Origin of the sequence: Aeromonas sp. S16(2024), from assembly GCF_041403065.1 — a bacterium.
Lineage (GTDB): Bacteria > Pseudomonadota > Gammaproteobacteria > Enterobacterales > Aeromonadaceae > Aeromonas.
Window position 1 is genome coordinate 316,842 of the sequence record NZ_JBGLQX010000001.1, and the last position, 26,177, is coordinate 343,018.

The window sequence follows — 26,177 nt, forward strand, 5'->3', positions numbered from 1 at the left end:
ACGGGCCCGCAAGTCATTTGGAAATTAAATGATAAAATGACTTTCAGTGATTTTATAAATGGAGAATCCCCCCATGGAGCGACCCTTGCTGGATCCCCACCTGCTGCAGAGCTTTGTCGCCATCGTCGAGACCGGCAGTTTTACCCGTGCCGGCGAGCGGATGCACCTGACCCAGTCCACCATCAGCCAGCAGATGCGCCGCCTCGAGCAGCAGCTCGGTTGCCCGCTGCTCGACCGATCCGGCCGCCAGGTGGTGACCACGGCCCAGGGGGAGACACTGCTCGGGCTGGCGCGCCGCATCCTGGGGCTGCTGGCCCGGGCGGGTGAGCGGGTCAGCGAGGCCAGCCTGCCGCTGCGGATCGGGGTGCCGGAGGATTTCGTCGCCGGCGCCATGACGGCTGTGCTGGCGACTTTCGCCCGGCAATACCCCGAGGTGAGGCTGGAGGTGCAAAGCGGTCTTAGCCACGTCCTGTGGCAGGCCTTCGAAGGGGGGGAGCTGGATCTGGCGCTGATCAAGCAGGGGCGGGGACAGGGGGATCCCATCGCCCGTTGGCGCGAGCCGCTGGCCTGGGTCGACAGCCGCGACTGGCCTGCCTGCGAGCGGGAGCCTGTTCCCCTGGTGGTGTTTCCGAGCGAAGGCCTCTATCGGCGCCAGATCACCGAATCCTTGGATGCCAGGGGGATCCCCTGGCGCATCGCCTACGTGAGTGCCAGCCTCGCCAGCCTGCAGGGGGCGGTGAGCGCGGGCATAGGGGTGAGCCTGCTGCCCGCCCGATTGCTGCAGCCCGATCAGGTGGCGCTGGTGGACTGGCCGGCGGTGCGCTCGGTGGAGCTGGCCCTGCACCTGGGGGCCGGGGAGAGTGAGCCCCTCAGCCGGCTCTGCGAAGCGCTGATCGCGCTCTGTGACGAGGTGATGGGGCCCAGGTAGGTACAAGCCAGGCCCGAGGCCTCAGGCCAGGGCTTGCCTCGGCACCACCGCGAGCCAGAGTTCCACCTCGCCGCTGCCGCTATCCGGGTCAAAGGCGTCGCCGTAGCGCTCAAAATCCGGCTGGTGGGCCGACTCGTAGCCTGAGTGCGCCAGCCACGCCAGCGCCTGCTGCCAGGTTTGGGGCAGGGCATCGACATGGCCCAGATGGCGAAAGACCGCATAGGTCTGGGGAGTGATCCGCATCCGGCCCAGGGTCTTGGGCAAGACCTCCAGCGCCGCGACTTCCACCGCGCACATATATTCGCACTCGGTGGCAGTGGCGGCGCAGATGACGCCGTAGGCGTGCTCCCCCAGTTGACCCGGCAGGGGGCCAAGGGCGCTGAAGTCGCGCCACTGGCCACCGAAGTCGCCGTGCTGGAAGCTGTGATGGCGGCGCAGGCCGCCAAGCAGCATGGCCTTGCCGGTTTCGAAGCGAACGGGTTCTGACATGGGGCCTCCTGGGTTGGAAGGGTGAAGGGACAGAGTCTAGGTGAACACGTCAGTGCGCCCGGCCTTCCTCGAGCTTGCGCTCATAGTCCCGGCGGACGATGGCGAGCGCCGCCAGGGCGAGATCAGGGGCAATCTGGTTGGTTTCCAGCAGTTCTATCAGATCCACCGCGAGTTTGACCTCGGGCGGTGCATTTTCCAGTGACATCTTGGTTTCTCATGGGGGCTGGGTGTGCGCCATTATAGCGCCGCGGGCCGTGAAGACACGCCCCGGGTGCCCGGGGCTTGAAGGGCTTCACATGTGCTGGCGCATCTCCTTGTCGAGCTCTTCGCGCAGGGCCATCAGTTTTTTGGCGTACTGTTGCAAGCTCAGATCCTGCTCGCTCACCGGCTGCCATTGGGGCACAGGGCTCGGCTTGCCGTGCTCGTCCATGGCCACGAAGATGATGATGCAGTGGGTGGTCTTGTGGCGCGCAGGGTCGGTGGGGTGGCGGCTGTAGACATCCACGGCCAGGTGCATGCTGGTGGTGCCTGTGTGGATCACCTTGGCGTGCACCTCCACCAGTTGGCCTATCTGGATGGGGCGCAAAAAGCGGATGCCCCCCACATAGACGGTGACGGCATAGCCGCCACACCAGCCGGCGGCGCAGGCGTAGCCGGCCTGATCGATCCACTTCATCACCATGCCGCCATGGACCTTGCCACCGAAGTTGACGTCGGCGGGTTCGGCGAGAAATTGCAGGGTCAGCTCGTGGGGTGGGGTCATATTGTTTCCTCGGTTCATTGCCGGTCACTCTTGCGGTAGGCCTCGGCCTGCTGGCAGGGAGGCAGGGATGACACATAGGGGCGTTCATTGCCGGTGCGCTGGCCGAGGCTGGCGTACTCCTGCTGGCAGCGGGTCGTCTTGCCCCCGGCCCTGGCGCAGGCATCGATGCGCTGCTGCCTGTCTTGAATCGTCTGTTGTTGCCGGGCGTTGTCACAGGCTCTGTCCAGCCCGGCCTGATGGGTGTTCCTGTCAGGGGTTGCGGCGAACAGGCCGCCCCAGAGGGTGCCGCCGAGCAGCAGTATGACCAGCTTCATCATGGGTTCTCTCCTTGTGTGGGGCGCCTCGCCATGCTCAGGGCTATGCCCCCCAGAATGCCCAGTGATGACAATAACAACCGCAGCGGTCAGGACTCATCCAACCAGAGTCGGCGGGTCAGCGGCACCAAACGGGGCGCGGGCATCCATTCACCTTGAGTTCAGCGGTGGCGGCCCAGCATGGCAGCTCATGCAAATGAGGAGGCCCCATGAAACAGATGCTGGAGCAATTGATGGGAGCTGGCAAGGGCTGGCTCAACGATGGCGGCGACACGCGCAAGGCCCAGATGAAGGGCATGGCCCAAGGGGGGCTGGCCGCCGGGGCCATGGCGCTGCTGCTTGGCAACAAGAAGATACGCAAGTACGGCACCAAGGTGGCGGCGGTGGGCGGGGCGGCCGCCCTCGGCGGGCTGGCCTACAAGCTCTACCAGGACTGGCAGCAGAACCAGAGTGCGCCAGCGGCCAGCACGCCCCATCCCCTCAACGAGCTGGCGGGCGCCGAACTGGATGCCCGCGCCAGCCTGCTGGTGCGCGCCATGGTTGCGGCGGCCCGGGCCGACGGCCACATCGACGGCAATGAGCGCCAGAAGATCCAGCAGTACCTGACCGAGCAGGGCCAACCCGACGCCGCCCGCTGGATTGACGCCGAGCTGGCCCGCCCGCTGGACCCGCAAGCCTTGGCCCGGGAAGTCACCGACATGGAGCAGGCCACCGAGGTCTATCTCGCCTCCCTGCTCGCGGTCGAGGTGGATCACTTCATGGAGCGCGGCTATCTCGACGAGCTGGCCCGCGCCCTGAAACTCGATGACAACCTGAAAACCAGCATAGAGCGCCAGGTGGCCCAGCTGGGGGCGCCGGGTTGAGCCCGCCCTGCCATCAGGATTGTCCACAAGGCCCCGTCATGGGGCCTTGTCGTTGGTGGTCTATTGATGGGGCGCGAGCTGCTGGTGGACCAGGGCCGCCAGCCGGGTGAGGGCGGCCTCCAGCGCCGGGCTCCAGGGATGGGCGCTGTTGAGGCGCAGGCAGTGGTTGTGCTGGCCCTGACTCGAGAACAGGGCCCCGGGGGCCAGTGAGAAACCGCTGGCCAGCGCCTGGGCATAGAGTGCCCGGCTATCGAGGCGCTCGTCGAATGTCAGCCAGAGGAAGTAGCCGCCATTCGGGGTCGAGATGCGCACCTGGTCCTGGAAGAGGCGCAGCAGGGCCGCCCGCATCTGCTGCTGGCGCTGGGCCAGGGTGTGGCGCAGGCGGCGAAAGTGGGCATCCACCCCGCCCTGGCGCAGCATGTCGGCGAGCGCCAGCTGGCTCGGCACATTGGTCGACAGGGTCGACATCAGTTGCAGCCGCTGGATGCGCTCGGCATGGGGTCCCGCCACCACCCAGCCGACCCGAAAGCCCGGCGCCAGGCACTTGGTCCAGGAGCCACACAGCAGGCTGTCGCCCCGGGCATCCCAGCGTTTGATGGGACTGGGGCGCTCGCGGCCAAAGTAGAGCTCGGCGTAGACGTCGTCCTCCACCAGGGGCACTTCATGGGCGTTGAGCAGCGCCATCAGCCCCTGCTTGTGGCCATCCGGCATGGTGTGGCCGAGCGGGTGCTGGACGTTGCCCATCAGCCAGCACGCCTTGATGGGGCGCTGGGCCAGGGCCTCGGTGAGCAGGGCAAGATCGATGCCCACCCCGGGGATCACCGGAATTTCCACCACCTTGAGCTGCAAGCGCTCTATGGCCTGCAGGGCGCCGTAGAAGGTGGGGGACTCCACCACCACCCAGTCCCCGGGCTCGGTCAGCACCTGCAGGCTTAAGGAGAGGGCCTCCATGGCGCCGGTGGTGATGATGATCTCCTGGGGATCCACCGCCAGGCCGTCGCTGGCGTAACGCTGGGCGATGGCGCGGCGCAGCGCCTCGTTGCCGGGGGGGAGGTCTGCCACAGTGCTGAAGGGGTCGAGGCGGCGCATGCAGCTCGCCAGTGCCCGGCCGAGCTGGGGATGGGGGAAGAGGGCGGGATCCGCCACCGCGAGCCCCAGCGGCACCAGCTCCCGGGACTTGCTCGCCTGCAACACCTCGAACACCAGATCGTTGATGTCCACCGAGCCGCTGTAGTGGGCCTGCTGGGCGGCGCTCGCCTGCAGCGGGGAGGTGGCGGCCTTGACGTAGTAGCCTGACTGGGGCCTGGCCAGGATGAGGCCGCGGCTCTCGAGCAACTGGTAGGCCTGCAGCACCGTCATGGGGCTGAGGTCATGGGTCTTGCAGCTCTGGCGGATGGAGGGGATGCGCTCCCCCGGCTGCCAGAGGCCGCTCTCTATCTGCTGCTGCAACAAGGCAGCCAGCTGACCGTAACGGGACATGGTGTGTCCTAACTGTTATAGGTGGATTTCACTATAACTGCATCTGTTATAGGTGTCATGGCGCGTGTTGTACTTAACGGGCGAAAACCTGTCTGTTAAATGCAACATAGAGAGTCATGCATGATAAGCCTGGATGATGTGGTCAGCCTCTCCCGAATACAGTTCGGCGCGACGGCGATGTTCCACTTTCTGTTTGTGCCCCTCACCCTGGGGCTGTCCTGGATCCTGGTGATCGCCGAATCCGCCTACGTGATGACCGGCAAGGTGATCTACAAGGACATCACCCGCTTCTGGGGCAAGCTGTTTGGCATCAACTTCGTCATGGGGGTCACTACGGGGATCACCCTGGAGTTCCAGTTCGGTACCAACTGGGCCTACTACTCCCACTACGTCGGCGACATCTTCGGCACCCCGCTGGCGGTGGAGGGGCTGATGGCCTTCTTCCTGGAGTCCACCCTGGTCGGTCTCTTCTTCTTCGGCTGGGACAAGCTCTCCCGGGGCCAGCACCTGCTGGTGACGGCGCTGGTGGCGCTCGGCTCCAACCTCTCCGCCCTCTGGATCCTCATCGCCAACGGCTGGATGCAGAACCCGGTCGGTGCCGAGTTCAACCCCATGACGATGCGCATGGAGCTGACCGACCTGGCCGCCGTGCTGTTCAACCCGGTGGCCCAGGTCAAGTTCGTCCACACTGTGGCGGCGGGCTATGTGGCCGCCTCCCTGTTCGTGATGGGGGTGAGCAGCTGGTATCTGCTGCGCCGCATGGAGGTGCGCTTCGCCCTGCGATCCTTCGCCATCGCCTCGGGCTTTGGTCTCGCCGCCATCCTCTCTGTCATCGTGCTCGGGGACGAGTCGGGCTATCGCACCGGGGAGGTGCAGAAGGTCAAGCTCGCCGCTATCGAGGCGGAGTGGCACACCGAGCCGGCGCCCGCCTCCTTCACCCTGTTCGGCCTGCCGGATCAGCGCGCCGAGACCACTCACGCTGCGGTCAAGATACCCTATCTGATGGGCATCATCGCCACCCGCTCCCTGGATGAGCAGGTGACGGGTTTGAAAGATCTGAAGGCGCAGCACGAGGTGCGCATTCGCAGCGGCATGCTTGCCCACGACGCCCTGGAGGCGCTGCGCTCAGACGGTAGCAATGCCGAGGCGAGAGCCACCTTCGAGCGCCACCGCGCGGATCTCGGCTACGGCCTGCTGCTGACCCCCTACGCCGCCGATATCGGCAAGGCGGACGAGGCGGCCATCGCCCGGGCGGTCGACGACTCCATCCCCCAGGTGGCGCCGCTTTTTTGGAGCTTCCGGCTGATGGTGGGGATAGGGGTGGTGCTGCTCGCGCTCTTTGCCGCCGCCTTCCTGCAGCTGTGCCGGGGCAAGCTGGTGCAATCCCCCCGTTTGCTCAAGGCGCTGTTCTGGAGCATACCGCTGCCCTGGGTTGCCATCGAGGCGGGCTGGTTCGTGGCGGAGTTCGGCCGCCAGCCCTGGACCATCAGCGACGTGCTGCCGGTGTCGGCGTCCGTCTCCTTGCTGCAACCGGGCCAACTCTGGTTCAGCCTGATCGCCATCTTCCTCATCTACAGCAGCCTGCTGGTGGTGGAGCTGTTCTTGTTGCGTCACGTGATCCGCAAAGGGCCCGCGAGCCTGCAGACGGGTCGTTATCAAGGTGAAGTGTTGAAAAACGGGAGTCCTGTCTGATGGATTACGAAACCCTGAAACTCATCTGGTGGGGGCTGGTGCTCTTCCTGCTCATCGGCTTCGTGGTGATGGACGGCTTCGATCTCGGGGTCGGCATGCTGCTCCCCGTGGTGGCCAAGAACGACGAGGAGCGGCGGGTGCTGCTCAACAGCGTGGGGCCCGTGTGGGAGGGTAACCAGGTGTGGCTCATTGCCGGTGCAGGTACCCTGTTCGCCGCCTGGCCCCTGGTCTATGCCGCCGCCTTCTCGGCGCTCTATGTGCCCTTCATGTTCCTGCTGTTCGGCCTCTTCCTGCGCCCGGTCGGCTTTGACTATCGCAGCAAGCTGCCTGACCCGCTCTGGCGCCGCTGGTGGGACAGGGCCCTGGTGATGGGGGCCCTGCTGCCGACCCTGGTGTTTGGCGCGACCCTGGGCTTTCTGTTGCAAGGCTTGCCGTTTCGCTTCGACTCGGCCCTTCGCATCCACTATGGCGCCTTCGATTTCAACTGGCCGCTGCTCTTCACCTGCATGGGCACGGCGCTGGCCCTGCTGATGCTGCACGGCGCCAGCTTCCTGCAGTGCAAGACTCAAGGGGTGATAGCCCAGCGCTGCGCCCGCCAGAGCCTCTGGCTCGGGCCCCTGGCGAGTATTCTCTTTGCCCTCGGCGGTTTCTGGCTCAGCCAGATGCGTGGTTACCGGATAGCCGGGATTGGGGATCTCAACAGCGCCCTGACGCCGCTGATGAAGGAGGTGACGGTGCTGCCTGCTGGCTGGTTTGGCAACTTCGTGGTGCACCCAGAGCTCTGGGCGGTGCCTGCCCTCGGCCTCTTGCTGCCGCTCTTGAGCACGCTGGCAAGCACCCTTGGCCGGGCGCGGCTGGCCATTCTCGCCAGCGGCGGTGCCTGCGCCGCCATGATGCTGACCGTGGCCATTGCTCTCTTCCCCTTCGTGCTGCCCTCGTCCCTGGATCCGTCGAGCAGCCTGACTCTGTGGGACGGCACCTCCAGCGAGGGTACCCTCTTCATCATGCTGGGCATAGTCGCGGTGCTGATGCCCATCAACATTGGCTACACCCTCTGGGTCTACTGGGTGGCACGGGGCAAGATGAGTACCGAGCAGGTGCGCGAGCAGGGCCATAGCCTCTACTAACACCGGAATTGAGGAGTCTTCGATATGTGGTATTTCACCTGGATACTGGGGCTGGGGTTTGCGCTGCTGTGCGGTCTGGTCAATCTGCTCTGGCTGGAGGCGCGCTGGGCCGCCGATGAGGATCTCAAGGAGTCTTGAGCCCCCCTGAAAAGGAGAAAGGCCGACACCAGGTGTCGGCCTTTTTGTTTTTTTGCGCGGCGGATTAGATTGCCAGCGCCAGTCTGGCCTCGCGCTTCTCGCTTGCATGGGTGAGGCCATAGGCCAGCAGCACTATGAGGGCCCCAATCCAGGGGGTGTGCATCAACCCCAAGTGCTCCACCACGAAACCGCCCACCACGGAGCCCAGCGCTATGCCGACGTTGAAGGCGGCGATGTTGAGGCCGGAGGCCACGTCCACGGCGTTCGGGGTATGGCGCTCGGCCTGTTTCACCACCAGCACCTGCAGCCCCGGCACGTTGCCAAACGCAAAGGCGCCCCACACCAGCACGGTGAGCACCGCCAGCACCGGATGGGGCGCGGTGAAGGTGAGCATCAGCAGGATGAGTGCCAGACCGCCAAACATCAGCTTCAAGGCGGGCAGCGGGCCCATCTTGTCCGCGAGCTTGCCGCCCCAGATGTTGCCGACGGCCACCGAGACCCCGTACACCAGCAGGATCAGGCTCACCGCATTGGCACCGAAGCCGCTCACCTGCTGCAAGATGGGGGCGAGGAAGGTAAAGGCGGTGAAGGCGCCGCCATAACCCAGGGCTGTCTTGGCGTAGACCATCAGCAGGGGCTTGTGGGTCAGTACCGAGAGCTGTTCACGAATACTGGAGGCCGTGCCTTTTGGCAGGTTGCTCGGGATGAGCAGCAGGCTGCCCAGCATGGCGATGAGGCCCAAGAGGCTGACCACCAGGAAGGTCTCGCGCCAGCCGAACTGCTGACCAATCCAGGTGCCGAGCGGCACGCCTGTCACCAGGGCGACAGTGAGGCCGCTGAACATGATGGCGATGGCGCTCGCCGCCTTCTCCCTGGCCACCAGACCGGTGGCGATGGTCGAGCCCACCGAGAAGAAGACCCCGTGGGCCAGGCCGGTGAGGATGCGGGCCACGATCAGGCTCTCATAACCGGGGGCCTGCCAGGCCAGCAGGTTGCCGGCGGTGAAGAGCGCCATCAGGCCCACCAGCAGCCACTTGCGTGGCAGCTTGCCGGTGAGCGCCGTGAGCACAGGGGCGCCGATGGCCACACCCAGGGCGTAGAGGCTGACCAGCAGGCCCGCCGAGGGGAGCGAGACATTGAGCTGCTCGGCTATGGTGGGGATCAGCCCCACGATCACAAATTCGGTGGTGCCGATCGCAAAGGCACTCAGGGTGAGGGCAAATAACGCCAGTGGCATACAAACTCCTTGGATAGTGGCTCCCGACGGGAGAATGGCGCCAGTATGCCGATGAGCTTTGTTGGCAAAAATGACGGCAACGTCAAATTACTTTTGTTTAATCAGCAGCAATGGGGCCGTGGAGTGGGGCAGTGGGAGTGGCTGAGGCTGCGCAGACAAGAGCGCGCCGTACAGCGCGAGTTGAGTGCAGAGGCAAAGCGCGTAGAAGCAAGGCGTACAGACCGAGCTGGGAACAAAGAGGAAAGGGGCGAGGGCAGGTTGCAGGGGAGGCAGTGGCGCACGGTATTGGAGGCAAAAAAGCGGAAGGCACAGTGCCTCCCACTTGGGTTCTCGTCGATGGTGTCGGGTTTTCTTTGCTCCCTTCTCCCCTTGCGGGAGAAGGGTTGGGGATGAGGGGGGAGGTAGCTTGCCCTCACCCTAACCCTCTCCCACAGGGAGAGGGGATAGCCCGTGGTTGCAATAGGCTTGAGGGTTGCCGCTATCCGCTGCCGAAGCAAGAGACCATGCCTCCCCTCCCGCTTAATCCCAATCTGGCGCAAAGTCCGGGTTGGCGCAGCGCTCGCCTCGATCCAGGGTGGCAATCTGTGCCATCTCCTCGGGGCTGAGGCGCACCTTGAGGGCGGCCAGGTTGGCGGCCAAGTTCTCCCGCTTGGTGGAGCTCGGGATCACCGTCATGCCCTGGGCCAGCAGCCAGGCCAGGGACACCTGGGCCGCCGAAACGCCGTGGCCCTTGCCGATCTCCATCAGCAGCGGCTCGGTGAGCACCTTGCCATAGGCCAGCGGCATATAGGCGGTGATGGCGATGCCGTGATCCTGGCAGAACTGAACCACCTTGCGGTTTTGCAGCAGGGGATGGATCTCCACCTGCTGGTGGGCGATGGCGCCCGGCCCCAGGATCTCGATGGCCTGCTGGAGCTGAGCCACGGTGAAGTTGGAAACCCCTATCTCCCGGGTCAGACCCCGGGCCTTGGCCTCGGCGAGCTGCTCCAGATAGACCGCCATCGGCACCTCATCCTTGGGGGAGGGCCAGTGAATGAGCGCCAGATCCAGATAGTCGGTGCGCAGCTTTTCCAGGCTCAGCTCCAGGCTCGGGATCACCTTGCCCGGGCCGAACTCGCTGATCCACACCTTGGTGGTCAGGTAGATATCCTGGCGGGGCACGCCGCTTTCGCTCATCAGTTGGCCCACTTCGGCCTCGTTGTCATAGATCTGGGCGGTATCGATATGGCGATAGCCGAGATCCAGCCCCTGCAGCAGGGAGTCGCGCAGGGGCTGATCCTTCAGGCGAAAGGTACCAAGACCCAGGTTGGGCATCTTCATCATCATAATCCTCAAGTTATTGTTTCTACGCTCAATATTGTATCGGCCCATCCTGCATCCAGGGCGGGCAGGGGCAGGCCGTCGCTGGATTCAGGCTAGTTGATAGCGGCGAATGCTGGTGCTGGCAAACCAGCCCCGAGTGTTGGCCACGAAGGCGAGAAAATGGGGCTGCTGCTGGTGGGCGCTGAGGGCTGCCTCGCTCTCCCACGCCTCGTGGATCATCCAGCCGTGGGGGCTCTCCAGGCTCTGGTGCAACTGGTAGCCCAGGCACCCGGGCTCTTGCCCGCTGGCGTTGACGAGCGGCACCAGGGCGGCGCGACACTCGGCGGCAAATTCAGGCTTGGCCTCAAGCTCGGCAATCACAATCAGGGGGGATGACATCTGCACCTCCTTGCTAAAACGACGGTCAGTATGCCCCCGGCAGACTGGGGGAAACAGGCCAGCAGCCGCAAAACACTATTGAGGAAAGAACAGCAATAGGGAGGGAGAACCCACACATTAGTATTTCGTTAGATCTATGGGCGTTGCGAATTCTTCGCCAGCGACTTCTTTAGTTAAGGCTTGCCCTGCAATGCAACTATTTCCATTGAAGGTCAATGTCGGACCATGGTGAAGCTCCCAGCCCTTGTTCATCAGTTCAGAGATCCGCATGCAAAAATCTTTATCATCAGGGCCAGTAATAAATCGATAGAGCTTCATAGGTAACGCCTTGATTTAAAATTGAAAGTAAAAATATGATTTCTCTGGAAGAAGAGGTCTGCTGCGCTGAGGGTTATCCCTCTGACCAGACCGCAAATTCGTTGCCGCTGGGTTCGACAAAGTGAAAGCGGCGGCCGCCGGGGAAGTCGAATAGCGGGCGGTTGAGGGTGCCGCCATGCTGGCTCACCTTGGCCTGGGTTGCCGCAATGTCGGCGCTGTAGAACACCAGCAGGGCGCCCCCCTGAGCCGTGTGGCTGCAGAGATCCGCGCGGTAGAAGCCGCCATCCAGCCCCTCCCCCTCAAAGGCGCAGTAGTCGGGGCCGTAGTCGGCGAACTGCCAGCCAAAGACGGCCTGAAAGAAGGCCTTGGTGGCGGCGAGGTCTCTGGCTGCAAATTCCACATAGTTCAGTTTTTCATGGGCCTTGGTCATGAGGGTCTCCTTGTCGATGTCGGCGGTTATGTCGGTTGTCAGCCTTGCTGGGTGCGGCGCGTGGAGTGCGCCAAGGCGTCCCAGGGGGTCAGCCTGAGCTGCTTGCGGCGCACCCAAACGATGATCCCCATCAGCAGACCGAACCCTATGCCGAACAGCAGGCTCTGGCGCAGGGCGAAGGCCGGGCTCACCTCATCTTGCCAGCCAAGGCACCACATCAACATCCCCCAGATGGCACCTGTTGGCAGACCAAAGGCAAGCAGGTTGACCAGAAAGCGTTCATAGTGGGGCGGTCTCAGCCGCAGGCCCAGCCTGCGCAGCAGTCGGAGCAAGGGGGGGGTGTAGTTGGCGTGCCACACGCCTTTGCTTTCAAGCTCCTGGTGGGCTGCCGCCAACCGATCTTCGAAGTTCATGATGTTTATCCTTGCGATGGCGTGGCGCCATACGGTGCCTTAATGGCGGCATTGTATCGACAAAGCGTGTTGGCGGTTTGCGCTGGCTATCACGTTATTTATCTGTGGAAATAAAGAATGTGGCACCCTGTCTGCCTTGCCAACCCAGGGCCATTGCGCCTATAAAGCCCCATGACTCTTGCCAGGACAACAACAATGAAGACCCATTCCGATGAACTGACCCTGTTCGTGGCCGTGGTGGAGGCGGGCAGCTTTCGCCAGGCGGCGGAGAACCTGGGGATGGACAATTCTGTGGTGAGCCGCGGCATCAAGCGCCTCGAAGAGAAGCTCGCCACCGTGCTGCTCAACCGCACCACGAGGCGGGTCAGTCTGACCGAGGAGGGGAGCTGGTTCTATCAGCGGGCGGTGAAGGTGTTGACCGAGATGAGCGAGGCGGAGAGCCATCTGCTGATGCGCCGGGAACAACCCGAAGGGGTGTTGAGGGTCGACGCCGCCACCCCCTTCATCCTGCACCGGCTGGTGCCCATCATAGGCGAGTTTCGCCGCCGCTACCCCGGCATAGAGCTGCAACTGCACAGCTCAGAGGGCTTCATCAATCTGATGGAGCGACGGGTGGACATGGCCATTCGCATCGGCGAGCTGACGGACTCCTCCCTGCGCGCCCTGCCGCTCGGGCGATCCAAGCTGCGGCTGCTGGCGTCCCCGGACTATCTTGCGGAGCGGGGCACCCCGCGCCAGCCGGCTGACTTGCTGTCAGGTCACGAGCTGCTCGGCTTTTTGCACCCCGATCACCTCAACCACTGGCCCCTGCTCAGCACAGAGCAGGGGGATCGCTTTGCCATCACCCCCAGCCTGCGTGCCAGCAGCGGCGAGACCCTGCGCCAGCTGGCGCTCAGAGGGCAGGGGATCGTCTGCCTGTCGGACTTCATGACGGGGGAGGACAGGGCGATCGGCGCCCTGGTGGAGGTGCTGGCCCGCAGCAACAGCGGCGCCTCGCGCCCCATCAACGGGGTCTTCTACTCCGATGCCCAGCGGGACATCCGGCTGCGGGTCTGGCTCGATTTCCTCAAAGAGCAGCTCGGCGCCGAGGCGTTGTAGAGGGCATGTCGACAGTGCCAACCCCCTCCACGAGAGGAGGGGGCATTTTCTCCCACCCCTTGGCAAGGGGTGGGGGCCGAGGCTTGCGAGCGCCAATAATAAAGAGGCCGACATCGCTGTCGGCCTCTTTGTATTTTCATCTCGGAAAGATGTCGGTTGCCCGATTAATCCTCTTCGGCCCAGCGGCGTGAGCGTTCCACCGCCTTCTGCCAGCCGTGGTAGAGCTTGTTGCGCTCTTCGTGGCTCATCTGCGGGATGAATTCCCTGTCCACGCTGAACTTGTCTTCCAGCTCGTCCGAGCTCTTCCAGAAGCCGACGGCCAGACCTGCCAGGAAGGCGGCGCCCATGGCGGTGGTCTCGATGCGGGTCGGACGCACCACAGGGGTGTGCATCATGTCGGACTGGAACTGCATCAGGAAATCGTTGGCTACCGCACCGCCGTCTACCTTGAGCGCCGCGAGCTTGATGCCGGAGTCCTGCTGCATGGCATCCAGCACGTCGCGGCTCTGGTAGGCGATGGACTCCAGCGCGGCACGGATGATGTGGTTGCGGTTGGCGCCACGGGTCAGGCCGACCATGGTGCCGCGAGCATACGGGTCCCAGTAGGGCGCGCCCAGACCGACGAAGGCAGGGACCAGGTAGACGCCGTTGGTGTCACCCACCTTGGAGGCGAAGTAGTCGGTATCGCGGGCATCGTGGATGAGTTTCAGCTCGTCACGCAGCCACTGCACGGTGGCGCCGCCCATAAAGACAGCCCCTTCCAGCGCGTAGTTCACTTCCCCTTTCGGGCCGATGGCGACCGTGGTCAGCAGGCCGTTGCTGGAGCGAACCGGCTCTGTGCCGGTGTTCATCAGCAGGAAGCAGCCGGTGCCATAGGTGTTCTTGGCCATCCCTTTTTCGAAGCAGAGCTGGCCGAACAGGGCAGACTGCTGGTCACCGGCAATGCCGGCGATGGGGATGCGGGAGCCGCCGCCACGGGTGGTGTAGCCGTAGACCTCGGAGGAGGGCTTGACCTCTGGCAGCATGGAGGCGGGGATGCCCAGCTCGTCCAGCATGCGCTCGTCCCACTTCAGATCGCGGATGTTGTAGAGCATGGTGCGCGACGCGTTGGTCGGGTCGGTGACGTGTACCTCGCCGTTGGTCATCTTCCACACCAGCCAGGTGTCTATGGTGCCGAACAGCAGCTCGCCGTTCATCGCCTTCTCGCGAGCCCCTTCCACGTTGTCCAGGATCCACTTCACCTTGGTGCCGGAGAAGTAGGCGTCCAGCACCAGGCCGGTGTTCTCGCGCACGTACTCTTCCAGGCCGCGGGCCTTGAGCTCTTCACAGATGGCCGCGGTGCGGCGGCACTGCCAGACGATGGCGTTGTAGATGGGTTTGCCGGTGGCTTTCTCCCACACCACTGTCGTTTCACGCTGGTTGGTGATGCCGATGGCGGCGATCTGCTCGCTGTGCAGGCCGCTCTTGGCCAGCACCTCGGTGAAGACGGAGGACTGGGTCGCCCAGATCTCCATGGGGTCGTGCTCGACCCAGCCCGCCTTGGGGTAGTGCTGGGTGAATTCGCGCTGTGAGGTCGCGACTATGTTGGCATCCTGATCGAACACTATGGCACGGGAGGAGGTGGTACCTTGATCCAGCGCGACGACGTATTTCTTTTCAGCAGACATGATGTTCTCCACGTTCTTATTTTCCACGTAAGGGACCGCTCTTAGGCGGCGGCCTCTTCTTTATTGGACAGCTTGGCGGCTTCTTCGGTCACGACACGGTTGCCCGGGACGCAGGGAGCCAGCACTTTCACATACAGGGCGGTACCCAGCTGGGCGCCGACGATGGGGCCGAGGATGGGGACCCAGAAGTAGGGGTTGTCACGACCGCCGGTCAGGGCCACATCGCCCCAGCCAGCAAAGAAGGCGAACAGTTTGGGACCAAAGTCACGGGCCGGGTTCATGGCAAAGCCGGTCAGGGGGCCGAGGGAGGCGCCAATCACCGCGATCAGTATGCCGATCAGCAGGGCGGCGGCGAAGCCTTTGGGGGCGCCGTTGTTGTTGTCACCCAGGGCCATGATGCCCAGCATCAGGACGGCGGTGATCACCAGCTCGACCGCGAACGCCTGCATGTTGCTGAGCAGGGCATTGGGGTAGGTCGAGAAGATGCCGGCGGTGCCGAGGCTCTCTACGCTGCCGCGCACCACGTTGTGGGTCAGTTCCCACTGGGTGAAGAGGTTGCCATAGAGGAAGTAGACCAGGGCGGCGGAGGCGAAGGCACCCGCTATCTGGGCGATGATGAAGGGCACCACCTTGCGCTTGTCGAAGCCGCAGAAGGTCATCAGCGCCAGGGTCACGGCCGGGTTCAAGTGGGCGCCAGAGATGCCGCCGGTCACGTAGATGGCGATGGCAACTCCCAGGCCCCAGGTAATGGAGATTTCCCATTGCCCGAAGTTGGCGCCAGCCAGCACCAGGGCGGCCACACAACCGACGCCGAAGAAGATCAGCAGGCCGGTGCCGATAAACTCGGCGATGCACTCGCCGAGCAGGGTATTGGGTCTTTGTATGCTCATAGTTGTTATTCCTTATATCCACCCAGAGTAGGTTTGATGTTCCGTTTCGTTATCTTGCATTCCCATTTATTGCGTCCGAAAACGTTTCTTCTTGTTATTTGAGCTGACGCAAACGTTATGCTCGTTTGCGCTCGTTCTTGGACGAGAGAGAAAATAAACCTTCTGTGCCAATTCACCAGACCCCCGCCACCGGAAATGTGGACAAGATCCCATTCATTGCTAAGAAAATGTGACGAAAAGCAACTGTTAGCGGTGTTAATACTCCTTAGTGGGTATCCGTATTCCTTGCCCTGCAAGGGCTGGAGGCCGATGAGCGATCACTCACCAGGTGATATTTTCTGTAATAAAACTGCAATAATTCAGCCTTCATCACAGATTGAATGTTCACATGTGAGCACAATAGGCTCGCTTGCGAATAAGGACTCATCTGGTCGCATGCATTATCGGGGCACCCTCAACCGCCCATAACAACAATAAGGAAGCAGAACATGCTTAGTCTCTTCAGGCCTGCACCCCACATAGATCGGCTACCGGCCGACAAGGTGGATCCCTTCTACAAACGCATGCGCTGGCAGGTGTTTTTCGGGATCTTCTTCGGTTATGCCGGCTACTACCTGGTGCGCAAGAACTTCAGTCTGGCGATGCCCTACCTGATCGAGCAGGGCTTCTCCCGCGGTGATCTGGGCCTGGCCCTCTCCGGCGTCTCCATCGCCTATGGCCTCTCCAAGTTCCTGATGGGGAACGTCTCTGACCGCTCCAACGCGCGCTACTTCCTCTCCGCCGGCCTGCTGCTCTCGGCCGGTATCATGTTCATGATGGGGACTGTGCACTGGGCGACCTCCAGCATCGCCATCATGTTCGTGCTCTTGTTCCTGAACGGTTGGGTTCAGGGCATGGGCTGGCCGCCCTGCGGTCGCACCATGGTGCACTGGTGGTCACAGAAGGAGCGTGGCGAAGTGGTCGCGGTCTGGAACGTGGCGCACAACGTGGGCGGCGGCATGATAGGTCCGCTGTTCATCCTCGGCATGGGCTGGTTCAACGACTGGCGCAGTGCCTTCTATGTGCCGGCTGCCGCGGCGGCCGCCATCGCGGTCATCGCCTTCTTCGTGATGCGCGACACCCCGCAATCCGTGGGTCTGCCTCCCATCGAGGAGTACAAGGACGACTATCCGAAGGACTATGACGCCAGCCACGAGCAGGAGTTTTCCGCCAAGGAGATCTTCGTCAAGTACGTGCTGCACAACAAACTGCTGTGGTACATCGCCATTGCCAACGCCTTCGTCTACCTCATTCGTTACGGTGTGCTGGACTGGGCTCCGACCTACCTGAAAGAAGCCAAAGACTTCAGCGTGGATCACTCCTCCTGGGCTTACTTCCTGTATGAGTGGGCCGGTATTCCGGGCACCCTGCTGTGCGGCTGGATCTCTGACAAGCTGTTCCAGGGCCGCCGCGCCCCGGCCGGCATCCTCTTCATGGTGCTGGTGACCCTGGCCGTGCTGGTTTACTGGCTCAACCCGGCGGGCAACCCCACCGTCGACATGCTGGCGCTGGTGGCCATCGGCTTCCTCATCTACGGCCCCGTCATGCTGATAGGTCTCTATGCGCTGGAGCTGGCGCCGAAGAAAGCAGCCGGTACTGCGGCAGGCTTCACCGGTCTGTTCGGTTATCTGGGCGGCGCGGTCGCGGCCAACGCCATGCTGGGCTACACCGTTGACCACTTCGGCTGGGATGGCGGTTTCATGGTGCTGACCGCATCTTGCGTGCTCTCCATAGTGCTGCTGGCAATGACCCTCAAGCACGAGAACATCGCCGTCGCTGCCAAGAAGGCCGCTGCCGACAAGGCATAAAACGTGATCCTGCCCTTATCAGTCCGAAAAGGGATAGGGTACACTGCCAAAGGCCCCGCAATGCCGGGGCCTTTTTTCGTCTCTCAAGCGGAGTGCAAGCGTGAAGCAAACCCAACGACATCTGGAGATCCTGGACGTTCTGACAAGGCAGGGCTTTGTCTCGACCGACGATCTGGTGACCCATTTTGACGTCAGCCCCCAGACCATTCGCCGGGATCTCAACGATCTCGCCGAGCAGAACAAGATAAGGCGCCATCACGGCGGGGCCTCATTGCATTCGAGTACCGTCAATACCGCCTACAGCGCCCGCAAGGTGATGCAGCTCAAGGAGAAGGAGCGCATCGCTCGCGAGGTGGCCGCTAATATTCCGGACGGCTCGTCGCTCTTCATCGACATCGGCACCACCACGGAAGCCATCGCCCGTGCCCTGCTGGACCACAGGGAGCTGCGCGTGGTCACCAACAACCTCAACGTCGCCAGCATACTCACCGCCAAGGATGACTTCACCGTCATCATCGCCGGTGGCGAGATCCGCAACCGGGACGGGGGCATCGTCGGGGAGGCAACCCGTGACTTCATCGGTCAGTTTCGCATGGACTATGGCGTCATCGGGATTTCGGGGATCGACAACGATGGCTCCTTGCTCGATTTCGACTACCACGAGGTGAAGATAGCCCAGGCCATCATCGCCCACTCCCGCCAGGTGTTCCTGGCCGCCGACCACACCAAGTTCGGGCGCAATGCCATGGTCAACCTCGGCAACCTCAACCAGATCCACGCCCTGTTCACGGATCAGGAGCCGCCGGAGAAGCTGATGCGACTGATGTCCCAGCATCAGATAGCCTGCCACATCTGCTGAGTCTCCCCACGCCGCACTAGCATCAGGCCGCCGTCAGGCGGCCGCTTTCTTGCTGCTCTCTCACGGGGCCTTCCCCATGCGGGGCGCCTTGCCCCTGCAACCTCTCTCCTTCTGTCCCTGTGGCGCCGTCTTGGTCGGCCGCTGCCTGCTTGAGCTAAAAACAACGGCTCTCCTCTCGTCCCAGGTGGTTTGCCTCTGGTCAATCTCAGCTTCAGGGCCGGGCTCCTTCGGCCTCGGCCAGTCGCGCCCGCATCCGTTGAGGCAGCTTGGTCCCGGGCAGTAGGGGCTATGGCGAGGGCTTGGGGTGGCACTTTGTCACCGATCGGCAGCATTTTTAGCATTGTCAGAACAATCGCGATCACATTTCTCTCACGAAATGTTCGTTTATTGGTTTTTCATGTTCTAATATGAGCGAAATCAAACATTGCCGGCATGGCGAACACAAAATAAGAAAGTAGGTGAACATGAGCGAACATTATGATCTGGTCGTCGTCGGCGGCGGCATCAACGGGGTCGGCATTGCGGCGGATGCGGCGGGGCGGGGGCTGAAGGTGGCGTTGTTCGAGGCGCAGGATCTCGCCTCGGCCACCTCGTCCAACTCCAGCAAGCTGATCCACGGCGGCTTGCGCTATCTCGAACATTACGAATTCAGGCTGGTGAAAGAGGCGCTGGCGGAGCGGGAGGTGCTGCTCGGCATGGCGCCGCACATCGCCCGTCCCATGCGCTTCCGGCTGCCGCACCGCCCGCACCTGCGCCCGGCCTGGATGATCCGTGCCGGCCTCTTCCTCTACGACAACCTGGCCAAGCGCGACAAGCTCAAGGGGAGCTGCGGCCTGCGCTTCCTGCCGCAAGATGGCCTCAAGAGCGGCATCAACAAGGGGTTCGAGTACTCGGACGCCTGGGTCGACGACGCCCGCCTGGTGGTGCTCAACGCCATGATGGCCCGGGACAAGGGCGCCGACGTGCAGACCCGCACCCGCTGCGTCAAGGCGGTGCGCGGATCCAAGCACTGGACCCTGACCCTGGAGCGGGAAGGGGGCGAGCAGTTCAACGTCACCTGCCGTGGCCTGGTCAATGCGGCCGGTCCCTGGGTCAAGACCTTCTATGACGAGAGCCTGCACGAGAAATCCCCCCGTGGCATTCGCCTCATCAAGGGCAGCCACATCATAGTGCCGCGCATCCATGAGCGCGAAGAGGCCTATATCCTGCAAAACGAGGACAACCGCATCGTCTTCGTCATTCCCTACCAGCAGGACTACTCCCTCATCGGCACCACGGACGTGGAGCACCATGGCAGCCCGCGGGAGGCCAAGATCAGCGAGGCCGAAATCAGCTACCTGTGCAAGGTGGTCAACGCCCACTTCACCCGCCAGATTGCCCCCTCCGAGGTCATCTGGACCTATGCCGGGGTGCGGCCGCTCTGCGATGACGAGTCCGACTCTCCCCAGGCGGTGACCCGCGACTACACCCTTGAGCTCTCCGGCGAATCCGATGGGGCGCCGCTCTTGTCGGTGTTTGGCGGCAAGCTCACCACCTATCGCAAGCTGGCCCAGGCTGCCTGCAACAAGCTCAAGCCCTGGTTCAGCCAGATGGGGGATGACTGGACGGCCAGCAGCCGTCTGCCCGGTGGCGAGTTCGACTGCTCCACCACAGAGCTGGCTCGCGCCTATATGCTCGAATTCGACTGGCTGGACGAGCGCAACGCCCGTCGCATCGCCGAGGCCTATGGCAGTCATGCCCGTCTCTGGCTGCACGAGGAGCGCGGCCAGCACTTTGGTGCCGGGCTGTACGAGTCGGAAGTGCGCTATCTGATCAGCCGCGAGTGGGCCCATTCGATGGAAGACATACTGTGGCGCCGCAGCAAGCTGGGGCTGCGCCTCTCCGAGGCCGAGCAGCAGCAACTGCAGGCCTGGCTGGAGCAACACCATCACGCCCTGCCCAAGGCTAGCTGATGACAAGGCGGGCGGCCCTGGCCGCCCGCCGTTAAACTGCAATAAACCTCTGCTATAACAACTACCTACATCCAATAAACAATAACAAAGAGCCGCTTTTATGAAACAACCTCACCTCTCCCTGGTGGCCCTCGGCCTCGGGGTTGTCCTCGCATTGCCCGCCCTGGCCGCGGATGACGGCAAGATAGTGATCGCCCACCGTGGCGCCTCCGGCTATCTGCCCGAGCACACCCTGGAGTCCAAGGCCCTGGCCTATGGCATGGGGGCCGATTACCTGGAGCAGGATCTGGTGATGACCAGGGATGACCAGCTGGTGGTGATGCACGATCACTTCCTCGACGGCATCACGGACGTGGCGACACGCTTCCCCGGCCGCGCCCGCGCCGATGGCCGCTACTACGTGGTGGACTTCACCCTGGCCGAGGTGCGCTCCCTGCGCATGACGGAGCCCTTCCAGCTGGTGGAGGGCAAGCAGGTGCCCGTCTATCCGGCCCGCTTCCCGCTGTGGAAGTCCGACTTCAAGATCCACACCTTCCAGGAAGAGATAGAGATGATCCAGGGGCTCAACAAGAGCACCGGCAAGAACATCGGCATCTATCCGGAGATCAAGGCCCCCTGGCTGTTCCGCCACGAGGGCAAGGACATTTCGAAAGCCGTGCTTACCGTGCTCAAGGAGTACGGCTACACCGGCAAGAGTGACAAGATCTATCTGCAGAGCTTCGACGTGGACGAGCTCAAACGCATCGACACCGAGCTGATGCCGGCGCTGGGCATGGACCTGAAGCTGGTGCAGCTGATGGCGGAGACCGACTGGAACGAGACCATGGTCTACGACGCCAAGGGCAAGGCGACCCCCTACGACTATGGCTGGATGTTCAAGCCGGGTGCCATGAAGACCATAGCCGGCTACGCCGACGGCATAGGTCCCTGGAAGCCCATGGTGGTCACCGAGCCGGGTACCTCGGGCAAGCCGGTGTTCACCGCCATGGTGAAGGAGGCCCACGCCGCCGGTCTCAAGGTGCATCCTTATACCTTCCGCCAGGATGAGGGGCAGATCCCGGCCTATGCGAAAGACTTCACCGACCTGCTCAACATCTTCCTCTATCAGGCGGATGTGGACGGGGTGTTCAGCGACTTCCCCGACAAGGCGGTGGCGGTCATCAAGGCGCACGGCAAATAATAAAAGAAGAGCAACACGGGAACGCAAGCGGGGCCAGGTGCCCCGCTTTTTTATGGCGGCAGGCCGGCAAAGGAGTGATGAGGTATAGGGTGTAATTATTTGTTTACGTTTTTCATGGTGCAGTGGGTCTCTCACACGCTACTTTCTGGCTGTTTTGGTCACGACAGTGGTCGTTAATCCATCTATTGATGCACTGCACCGCTAGTTTCACTTGATTGTTTGTTTTTCCTTGGTAAGGTGAGGGCGGTTGCGTAACAAAGCGCTGACTTGTGTAAACTAATAAATACACCTTGGCGCAATTGGCTTAAATACAGTAGAGAGAATGAGAAAATGCAAAGAGATCCCCTGAACAACATCCATATCCAGTCCGAACAAGTGATGATCACGCCTGCCCAGCTCAAGGAGAAGCTGCCCATCTCCGACAAGGCGCTGGCATTCGTGCAAGGGGCCCGCACTACCATAGCCGACATCATCCACCGCCGGGATCACCGCCTGCTGGTGATCTGTGGTCCCTGCTCCATCCACGACATGGACGCCGCCAAAGAGTACGCAACCAGACTCAAAGCGCTGCATGATGCCTACCAGGACTCTCTCTACATTGTCATGCGGGTCTACTTTGAGAAGCCACGCACCACTGTCGGCTGGAAGGGCTTTATCAACGATCCGAATCTGGACGGCACCTTCGACGTTGAGCTGGGGCTGCACCGCGCCCGCGAGCTGCTCTGCTGGCTGGCTGAGCTGGAGTTGCCGCTCGCAACCGAGGCGCTGGATCCCATCAGCCCCCAATACCTGGCTGAGCTCTTCTCCTGGTCGGCCATAGGCGCCCGTACCACAGAATCCCAGACCCACAGGGAGATGGCTTCCGGCCTCTCCATGCCGGTCGGCTTCAAGAACGGCACCGACGGTAACCTCGGCACCGCCATCAACGCATTGCAGGCGGCCTCCAGCCCCCACGCCTTCATGGGGATCAACCAGCAGGGCCAGGTTGCCTTGCTGCAGACCCAGGGCAACCCGGACGGCCACGTGATCCTGCGCGGTGGCAAGCACCCGAACTACGATTCGGTCAATGTGTCGCTGGCGGAAGAGGCGCTGGAGAAGGCGGGCCTGCTGCCCGGCCTGGTGGTGGATTGTAGCCACGGCAACTCCAGCAAGGATCACCGCCTGCAACCCAAGGTGGCGGACAACGTCATCCACCAGATCCAGGAGGGCAACCGCTCCATCATAGGGGTGATGCTCGAATCCAACCTGTTCGAGGGCAACCAGTCCAGCGAGCAGCCCAAGTGCGAGATGCGCTACGGCGTCTCCATCACAGATGCCTGCATCGACTGGGAGACCACGGCGGACCTGCTGGCCCGCTGCCACAGCCAGCTGGCGGTGCCGCTCAAGAGCAGAACCGCGCTGTAAGTCGTGGTATCTTGTCGTAACTGATTGAACCATAGAGGTATCACTGCCTACGCAGTGATACCTTGTTGCCTCTTGAATCACAGGGCGCCGCCGCCTGCGGCGCCGGCAGGGACTGGATATGGCTGAAGAGTTGAATGTCCTCAGGGACAAGATAGATGCGGTGGACAGGCAGCTGATTGATCTGCTGGCCGCCCGTCTGGCCCTGGTGGGGGAAGTGGGTGAGGTAAAGAGCCGGCACGGCCTGCCCATCTATGCACCGGACAGGGAGGCGAGCATGCTGGCCCGCCGCCGGGCAGAGGCCGAACTGCTGGGGGTGCCCGGGGATCTCATCGAGGATGTGCTGCGCCGGGTGATGCGCGAATCCTATATTCTGGAATCCGCCAGTGAAAAGGAGCACCACTTCAAGTGCATGAAGCCGGATCTTGGCAAGGTGGTCATCATCGGCGGCCAGGGTCAGCTTGGCCGCCTGTTCGGCCAGATGTTCGGCCTCTCCGGCTACCGGGTCGAGACCCTGGAGCAGGGGGACTGGCCGCGCGCCGACGAGATCCTTAGCCGTGCGGGGCTAGTGATGGTGGCGGTGCCCATCGACATCACCTGCCAGATCATCGACCGGCTCGGCAACTTGCCCGCCCACTGCCTGCTGGTGGATGTGACCAGCGTGAAAGCGGCGCCGCTCGAACACATGCTGGCGGTGCACCAGGGGCCTGTGCTGGGGCTGCACCCCATGTTCGGGCCGGATGTGGCGAGCCTTGCCAAGCAGGTGATCGTCTGCTGCCAGGGCCGCGACCCTGCCGCCAGCCAGTGGCTGCTGGATCAGATGACCATCTGGGGCGCACGGCTGCAGCAGGTGGAGGCCAAGGCCCACGACGAGGCCATGACCCTCATTCAGGCGCTGCGCCACTTCGCCACCTTCGCCTACGGCTGGCACCTCTCCCGGGAGCAGGCCAACATCGACCGACTGCTGGCCTTGAGCTCCCCCATCTACCGGCTGGAGCTCGCCATGGTGGGGCGGCTGTTTGCCCAGGATCCCCACCTCTATGCCGACATTATCCTCTCGTCACCGCAGAATCTGGCGATGATCCGCCGCTACTACCAGAACTTCGGCGAGGCGCTGGGTCTGCTGGAGCGAGGGGACAGGGAGGGTTTCATCGAGGCCTTCTCGCAAGTTTCCGGCTTCTTCGGCGAACATGCCGACGAGTTCCTGCGCGAGAGCCGCACCCTGCTGGCCCAGGCCAACGACCGTCGTCACCATGGTTGACGGCACGCATCCATAACAAAGGGGCCGCTTGGCCCCTTTTTTCATGCTGGTCAGGCTGAGGCCCGGCTACTCGGCGGATGGCAGCCGCAGATCGGCGCCATCCCAACCGAGCGGCAGGGTGAGCAACTGATCGATGAGCTCCCGACGATCGGATTTTTCCAGATAGGCGAGGTAGAGCGGGCGGCTCAGCGCCTGCCCCCCTTCCACCAGGTGCAGTTGTCCCTGCTCCAGGAAGGGGCTCACCATACGCCGCGGCAGATAGGCGGCGCCCCCATTGGCCAGCACGAACTGCAGCGCCATGCTGGCAGAGCTCGAGTGCAGTACCGGGGTCTTCTGCAGGCTCTGCAACCGGCTCGAGGGCGGCTCGAAACTGGTGCCCCAGTCGAGGTGAATATGGGGCATCTGCATCAGGCTGTCGGCGTTGGCGGCAGGCTCCCGGCTCACCAGCTCGAACACCAGCTCGCCTATGGGGTGCAGGGCTATCTCGTCTATCTTGGTCGGCTCGGAGAGCAGGGCGAGATCGAGGGAGCGCTCGAGCAACTGGCGGCACAGGTGCTCGCGGGAGGCGGTCTCGAGCCGCACCGCGAGGCCGGGGGCCAGGGCATAGACGTGGTTGAGCCAGTCATTGAAGTCGAGCTCCCAGAACACCGCGGGTGCACCTATGGCGAGCTGCTGACTGAAACCGGGGGAGAGGGCCACGTCCTGCTTGGCGCGGCCCAGGGTATGCAAGATGGCGTCTGCGTAAGGCAGCAGACGCTCACCGGAGGCGGTCAGACGGATATTGTTGCGATGGCGGGCAAACAGGCTGACCCCGAGTTGTTGCTCGAGCTGGCGGATCCGAAAGCTGACCGCCGACTGGGTCAGGTAGAGATTCTCGGCAGCCCGGCCAAAGTGCCGGGTCTTGCTGACCTCGATGAAGGTCCGAAGCAGCTCGGTATCCATTAATCGAGGGACTCGTCGCTGCCACCGCCGCCACCGCCCTCAAAGCTGCCGCCCGCATCCTCATTGGCGCCACCCGCGACTGTGCACAGACGGTGCACCCGCTTGGGACCAATCACCTTCAGGTACTTGAACCATACCTTGGCGTGGGGGTTGCTGCCGGCTGCGCCAGACTTGACCTGCTCGATGAAGGCGCTTTCTACGTCATCGCGGGGGGCCAGGTTGCCCTGATAGAGCGCCAGCATCACTGTGCCGTACTTTTCCAGACTGTCCGCTTCGGCCACGGTGAATTCGCCACTGCGACGCAGGCCACGGGGAAAATGTTTGAAGTCGTTGAAACGCTTGTCTGATTCGAAGCTCATAGTGCTCTTGTTCTGGTTAGTTTGACCTTTGCGGGCAAGTATCATCAGGCCGTCGCAGAGTGCAAAATCAATTTTCTTACTATGTTAATAAATATCTTTTATCGAACACCCTTTGTCTCATCCCGAGGGAGAATTTTGCGGTCCGCAGCACAAAAAGCCTGAAAATTAGTGGAGTTATGTCAGGTTTTGTACAGCTGGACCCGGTTTCTGCAGGGTGAAAACAATAAAATAAAGGCGCCATACGGCGCCTTTATTTGTTCATGGATTGGCTGAACCTGAGCGTCGGGCACTCATTCAATCATGGCTGGCTGCGCCAGGTTGTCGGCACGCCACAGACGGTAGCGCACTTCATACTCCTGCGGCACATAGATGACGAACGGTAGCTTGGAGTTGTAGTTCACGAAGAAGCCCTGACCATAGATCTGGACGAAGCTCTCTTTCTTCTGGCCATCCGGGCAGGCCATCAGGGTGCTGACAGGACCCGAGACCTGGCCCAGGGTCAGGTAGTTGTAGCCCCAGCCCTTGACGCTGTGCTGTTCCAGGTTGCCGGCGAAGCGGGGCAGGTTGCAGTCCACCAGCATCTTCTTGCCCACTTGCAGCTCGACCATCATGTCGGCTTCGTTTTCGACTTCCGGCAGGCGGATCACGACACGTTCCTGGTTCACTTCGGCGGCAGGGAACATGCTGATATCAAATTTTTTCGGTTCGGCGGCGAAGGCATGGCCGCCCAGTAACAAGGCGCCCAGCAGGCTAAAACGCAATACGGTTTTCATCTGTACCTCATGGGATTGGTTCAACGCCGCTAGACTAACCGCTCTGCCCGTTTCAC

Annotated in this window: 28 protein-coding genes; 12 read left to right on the forward strand and 16 right to left on the reverse strand. The window is 62.5% G+C overall.

All coding sequences use genetic code 11. The annotated features are described in order from the left end of the window. Window positions 1-85: 85 nt before the first annotated feature. Window positions 86-928 (forward strand): LysR family transcriptional regulator, encoded by an 843-nt coding sequence (locus ACB030_RS01535; protein ID WP_371157550.1) that lies wholly within the window; start codon window positions 86-88, stop codon window positions 926-928. Between the two features lie 21 nt (window positions 929-949). Here the strand turns inward: ACB030_RS01535 and ACB030_RS01540 are convergent, their stop codons facing one another. The 4 genes from ACB030_RS01540 to ACB030_RS01555 all read right to left on the reverse strand — a co-directional run bounded on the left by ACB030_RS01540 (window position 950) and on the right by ACB030_RS01555 (window position 2,497). Beyond that, a complete protein-coding gene (locus ACB030_RS01540) occupies window positions 950-1,417 on the reverse strand; it encodes a GyrI-like domain-containing protein (protein ID WP_371157442.1) in 468 nt (155 codons plus the stop codon). Window positions 1,418-1,466: 49 nt separating this feature from the next. Further along, window positions 1,467-1,622 (reverse strand): pleiotropic regulatory protein RsmS, encoded by a 156-nt coding sequence (gene rsmS, locus ACB030_RS01545; RefSeq protein WP_111912584.1) that lies wholly within the window; start codon window positions 1,620-1,622, stop codon window positions 1,467-1,469. A gap of 87 nt (window positions 1,623-1,709) precedes the next feature. Continuing rightward, on the reverse strand, window positions 1,710-2,180 hold the full coding sequence (locus ACB030_RS01550) for an acyl-CoA thioesterase (protein WP_163134852.1): 471 nt from the start codon (window positions 2,178-2,180) through the stop codon (window positions 1,710-1,712). 14 nt (window positions 2,181-2,194) lie between these two features. Next, window positions 2,195-2,497, reverse strand: coding sequence for a hypothetical protein (locus tag ACB030_RS01555; protein WP_371157444.1), 303 nt, complete (start codon window positions 2,495-2,497; stop codon window positions 2,195-2,197). A gap of 206 nt (window positions 2,498-2,703) precedes the next feature. Between ACB030_RS01555 and ACB030_RS01560 the strand changes: the two genes are divergently transcribed. After that, window positions 2,704-3,357 (forward strand): tellurite resistance TerB family protein, encoded by a 654-nt coding sequence (locus ACB030_RS01560; protein ID WP_371157446.1) that lies wholly within the window; start codon window positions 2,704-2,706, stop codon window positions 3,355-3,357. A gap of 60 nt (window positions 3,358-3,417) precedes the next feature. Here ACB030_RS01560 and ACB030_RS01565 read toward each other — a convergent pair whose 3' ends face one another. Continuing rightward, window positions 3,418-4,836, reverse strand: a complete 1,419-nt coding sequence (locus tag ACB030_RS01565) for a PLP-dependent aminotransferase family protein (protein ID WP_041204236.1) — start codon at window positions 4,834-4,836, stop codon at window positions 3,418-3,420. 120 nt (window positions 4,837-4,956) lie between these two features. Between ACB030_RS01565 and ACB030_RS01570 the strand changes: the two genes are divergently transcribed. Genes ACB030_RS01570 through cydX form a run of 3 tightly spaced genes read left to right on the forward strand, consistent with a single transcriptional unit; the run spans window position 4,957 to window position 7,793 of the window. Then, window positions 4,957-6,528 (forward strand): cytochrome ubiquinol oxidase subunit I, encoded by a 1,572-nt coding sequence (locus tag ACB030_RS01570; RefSeq protein ID WP_371157448.1) that lies wholly within the window; start codon window positions 4,957-4,959, stop codon window positions 6,526-6,528. Next, entirely contained in the window at window positions 6,528-7,655 is a 1,128-nt protein-coding gene (cydB, locus tag ACB030_RS01575) for a cytochrome d ubiquinol oxidase subunit II (protein ID WP_371157450.1), read from the forward strand. Before ACB030_RS01570 ends, cydB begins: the two co-directional genes overlap by 1 nt. Before the next feature lie 24 nt (window positions 7,656-7,679). Beyond that, window positions 7,680-7,793: a cytochrome bd-I oxidase subunit CydX gene (gene cydX, locus ACB030_RS01580; protein WP_005310033.1), complete on the forward strand. Its 114-nt coding sequence runs from the start codon at window positions 7,680-7,682 to the stop codon at window positions 7,791-7,793. A gap of 64 nt (window positions 7,794-7,857) precedes the next feature. On the opposite strand, the gene ACB030_RS01585 is transcribed toward cydX, so the two are convergent. From ACB030_RS01585 to ACB030_RS01610, 6 genes are all read right to left on the reverse strand, one after another. Further along, entirely contained in the window at window positions 7,858-9,030 is a 1,173-nt protein-coding gene (locus ACB030_RS01585) for an MFS transporter (protein WP_371157452.1), read from the reverse strand. A 519-nt stretch (window positions 9,031-9,549) separates the two neighbouring features. Further along, window positions 9,550-10,353, reverse strand: coding sequence for a 2,5-didehydrogluconate reductase DkgB (gene dkgB / locus ACB030_RS01590; protein ID WP_371157454.1), 804 nt, complete (start codon window positions 10,351-10,353; stop codon window positions 9,550-9,552). 87 nt (window positions 10,354-10,440) lie between these two features. Further along, window positions 10,441-10,731, reverse strand: a complete 291-nt coding sequence (locus ACB030_RS01595; protein ID WP_371157456.1) for a putative quinol monooxygenase — start codon at window positions 10,729-10,731, stop codon at window positions 10,441-10,443. Between the two features lie 117 nt (window positions 10,732-10,848). Continuing rightward, window positions 10,849-11,049: a DUF1737 domain-containing protein gene (locus ACB030_RS01600; protein WP_371157458.1), complete on the reverse strand. Its 201-nt coding sequence runs from the start codon at window positions 11,047-11,049 to the stop codon at window positions 10,849-10,851. Window positions 11,050-11,122: 73 nt separating this feature from the next. Further along, on the reverse strand, window positions 11,123-11,479 hold the full coding sequence (locus ACB030_RS01605; RefSeq protein WP_371157460.1) for a VOC family protein: 357 nt from the start codon (window positions 11,477-11,479) through the stop codon (window positions 11,123-11,125). A 38-nt stretch (window positions 11,480-11,517) separates the two neighbouring features. Beyond that, entirely contained in the window at window positions 11,518-11,892 is a 375-nt protein-coding gene (locus ACB030_RS01610) for a DUF6404 family protein (protein WP_371157462.1), read from the reverse strand. A 195-nt stretch (window positions 11,893-12,087) separates the two neighbouring features. Between ACB030_RS01610 and ACB030_RS01615 the strand changes: the two genes are divergently transcribed. After that, the gene (locus ACB030_RS01615; RefSeq protein WP_371157464.1) at window positions 12,088-12,990 is read left to right on the forward strand and encodes a LysR substrate-binding domain-containing protein; all 903 of its coding nucleotides are present in this window, start codon (window positions 12,088-12,090) and stop codon (window positions 12,988-12,990) included. 164 nt (window positions 12,991-13,154) lie between these two features. On the opposite strand, the gene glpK is transcribed toward ACB030_RS01615, so the two are convergent. Together glpK and ACB030_RS01625 are read right to left on the reverse strand one after the other, a co-directional pair. Then, window positions 13,155-14,657 carry a glycerol kinase GlpK gene (gene glpK, locus ACB030_RS01620; protein WP_371157466.1) on the reverse strand — a complete coding sequence of 501 codons (1,503 nt, stop codon included), beginning with the start codon at window positions 14,655-14,657 and terminating at the stop codon, window positions 13,155-13,157. 41 nt (window positions 14,658-14,698) lie between these two features. Continuing rightward, on the reverse strand, window positions 14,699-15,547 hold the full coding sequence (locus tag ACB030_RS01625) for an MIP/aquaporin family protein (RefSeq protein ID WP_371157468.1): 849 nt from the start codon (window positions 15,545-15,547) through the stop codon (window positions 14,699-14,701). Window positions 15,548-16,035: 488 nt separating this feature from the next. On the opposite strand from ACB030_RS01625, the gene glpT reads away from it, so the two are divergent. The 6 genes from glpT (at window position 16,036) to tyrA (ending at window position 24,047) form a co-directional block, all read left to right on the forward strand. Then, entirely contained in the window at window positions 16,036-17,394 is a 1,359-nt protein-coding gene (glpT, locus tag ACB030_RS01630; protein WP_371157470.1) for a glycerol-3-phosphate transporter, read from the forward strand. 100 nt (window positions 17,395-17,494) lie between these two features. Then, window positions 17,495-18,253: a DeoR/GlpR family transcriptional regulator gene (locus ACB030_RS01635; protein WP_005328190.1), complete on the forward strand. Its 759-nt coding sequence runs from the start codon at window positions 17,495-17,497 to the stop codon at window positions 18,251-18,253. Window positions 18,254-18,717: 464 nt separating this feature from the next. Further along, window positions 18,718-20,205: a glycerol-3-phosphate dehydrogenase gene (gene glpD, locus ACB030_RS01640; protein WP_371157472.1), complete on the forward strand. Its 1,488-nt coding sequence runs from the start codon at window positions 18,718-18,720 to the stop codon at window positions 20,203-20,205. Between the two features lie 100 nt (window positions 20,206-20,305). Beyond that, window positions 20,306-21,385: a glycerophosphodiester phosphodiesterase gene (gene glpQ / locus ACB030_RS01645; RefSeq protein ID WP_371157474.1), complete on the forward strand. Its 1,080-nt coding sequence runs from the start codon at window positions 20,306-20,308 to the stop codon at window positions 21,383-21,385. A 330-nt stretch (window positions 21,386-21,715) separates the two neighbouring features. Then, entirely contained in the window at window positions 21,716-22,789 is a 1,074-nt protein-coding gene (locus ACB030_RS01650) for a 3-deoxy-7-phosphoheptulonate synthase (RefSeq protein ID WP_371157476.1), read from the forward strand. A gap of 118 nt (window positions 22,790-22,907) precedes the next feature. Beyond that, complete coding sequence (gene tyrA / locus ACB030_RS01655) at window positions 22,908-24,047, forward strand: bifunctional chorismate mutase/prephenate dehydrogenase (protein ID WP_371157478.1); 1,140 nt, start codon at window positions 22,908-22,910, stop codon at window positions 24,045-24,047. Between the two features lie 66 nt (window positions 24,048-24,113). Here tyrA and hdfR read toward each other — a convergent pair whose 3' ends face one another. The 3 genes from hdfR to eco all read right to left on the reverse strand — a co-directional run bounded on the left by hdfR (window position 24,114) and on the right by eco (window position 26,121). Further along, window positions 24,114-24,989, reverse strand: coding sequence for an HTH-type transcriptional regulator HdfR (gene hdfR, locus ACB030_RS01660; protein WP_025326467.1), 876 nt, complete (start codon window positions 24,987-24,989; stop codon window positions 24,114-24,116). Next, complete coding sequence (maoP, locus tag ACB030_RS01665) at window positions 24,989-25,348, reverse strand: DUF413 domain-containing protein (RefSeq protein ID WP_005328181.1); 360 nt, start codon at window positions 25,346-25,348, stop codon at window positions 24,989-24,991. The genes hdfR and maoP overlap by 1 nt, the downstream gene beginning before the upstream one ends. Window positions 25,349-25,638: 290 nt before the next feature. Then, on the reverse strand, window positions 25,639-26,121 hold the full coding sequence (gene eco, locus ACB030_RS01670; RefSeq protein WP_005328180.1) for a serine protease inhibitor ecotin: 483 nt from the start codon (window positions 26,119-26,121) through the stop codon (window positions 25,639-25,641). Window positions 26,122-26,177: the final 56 nt, after the last annotated feature.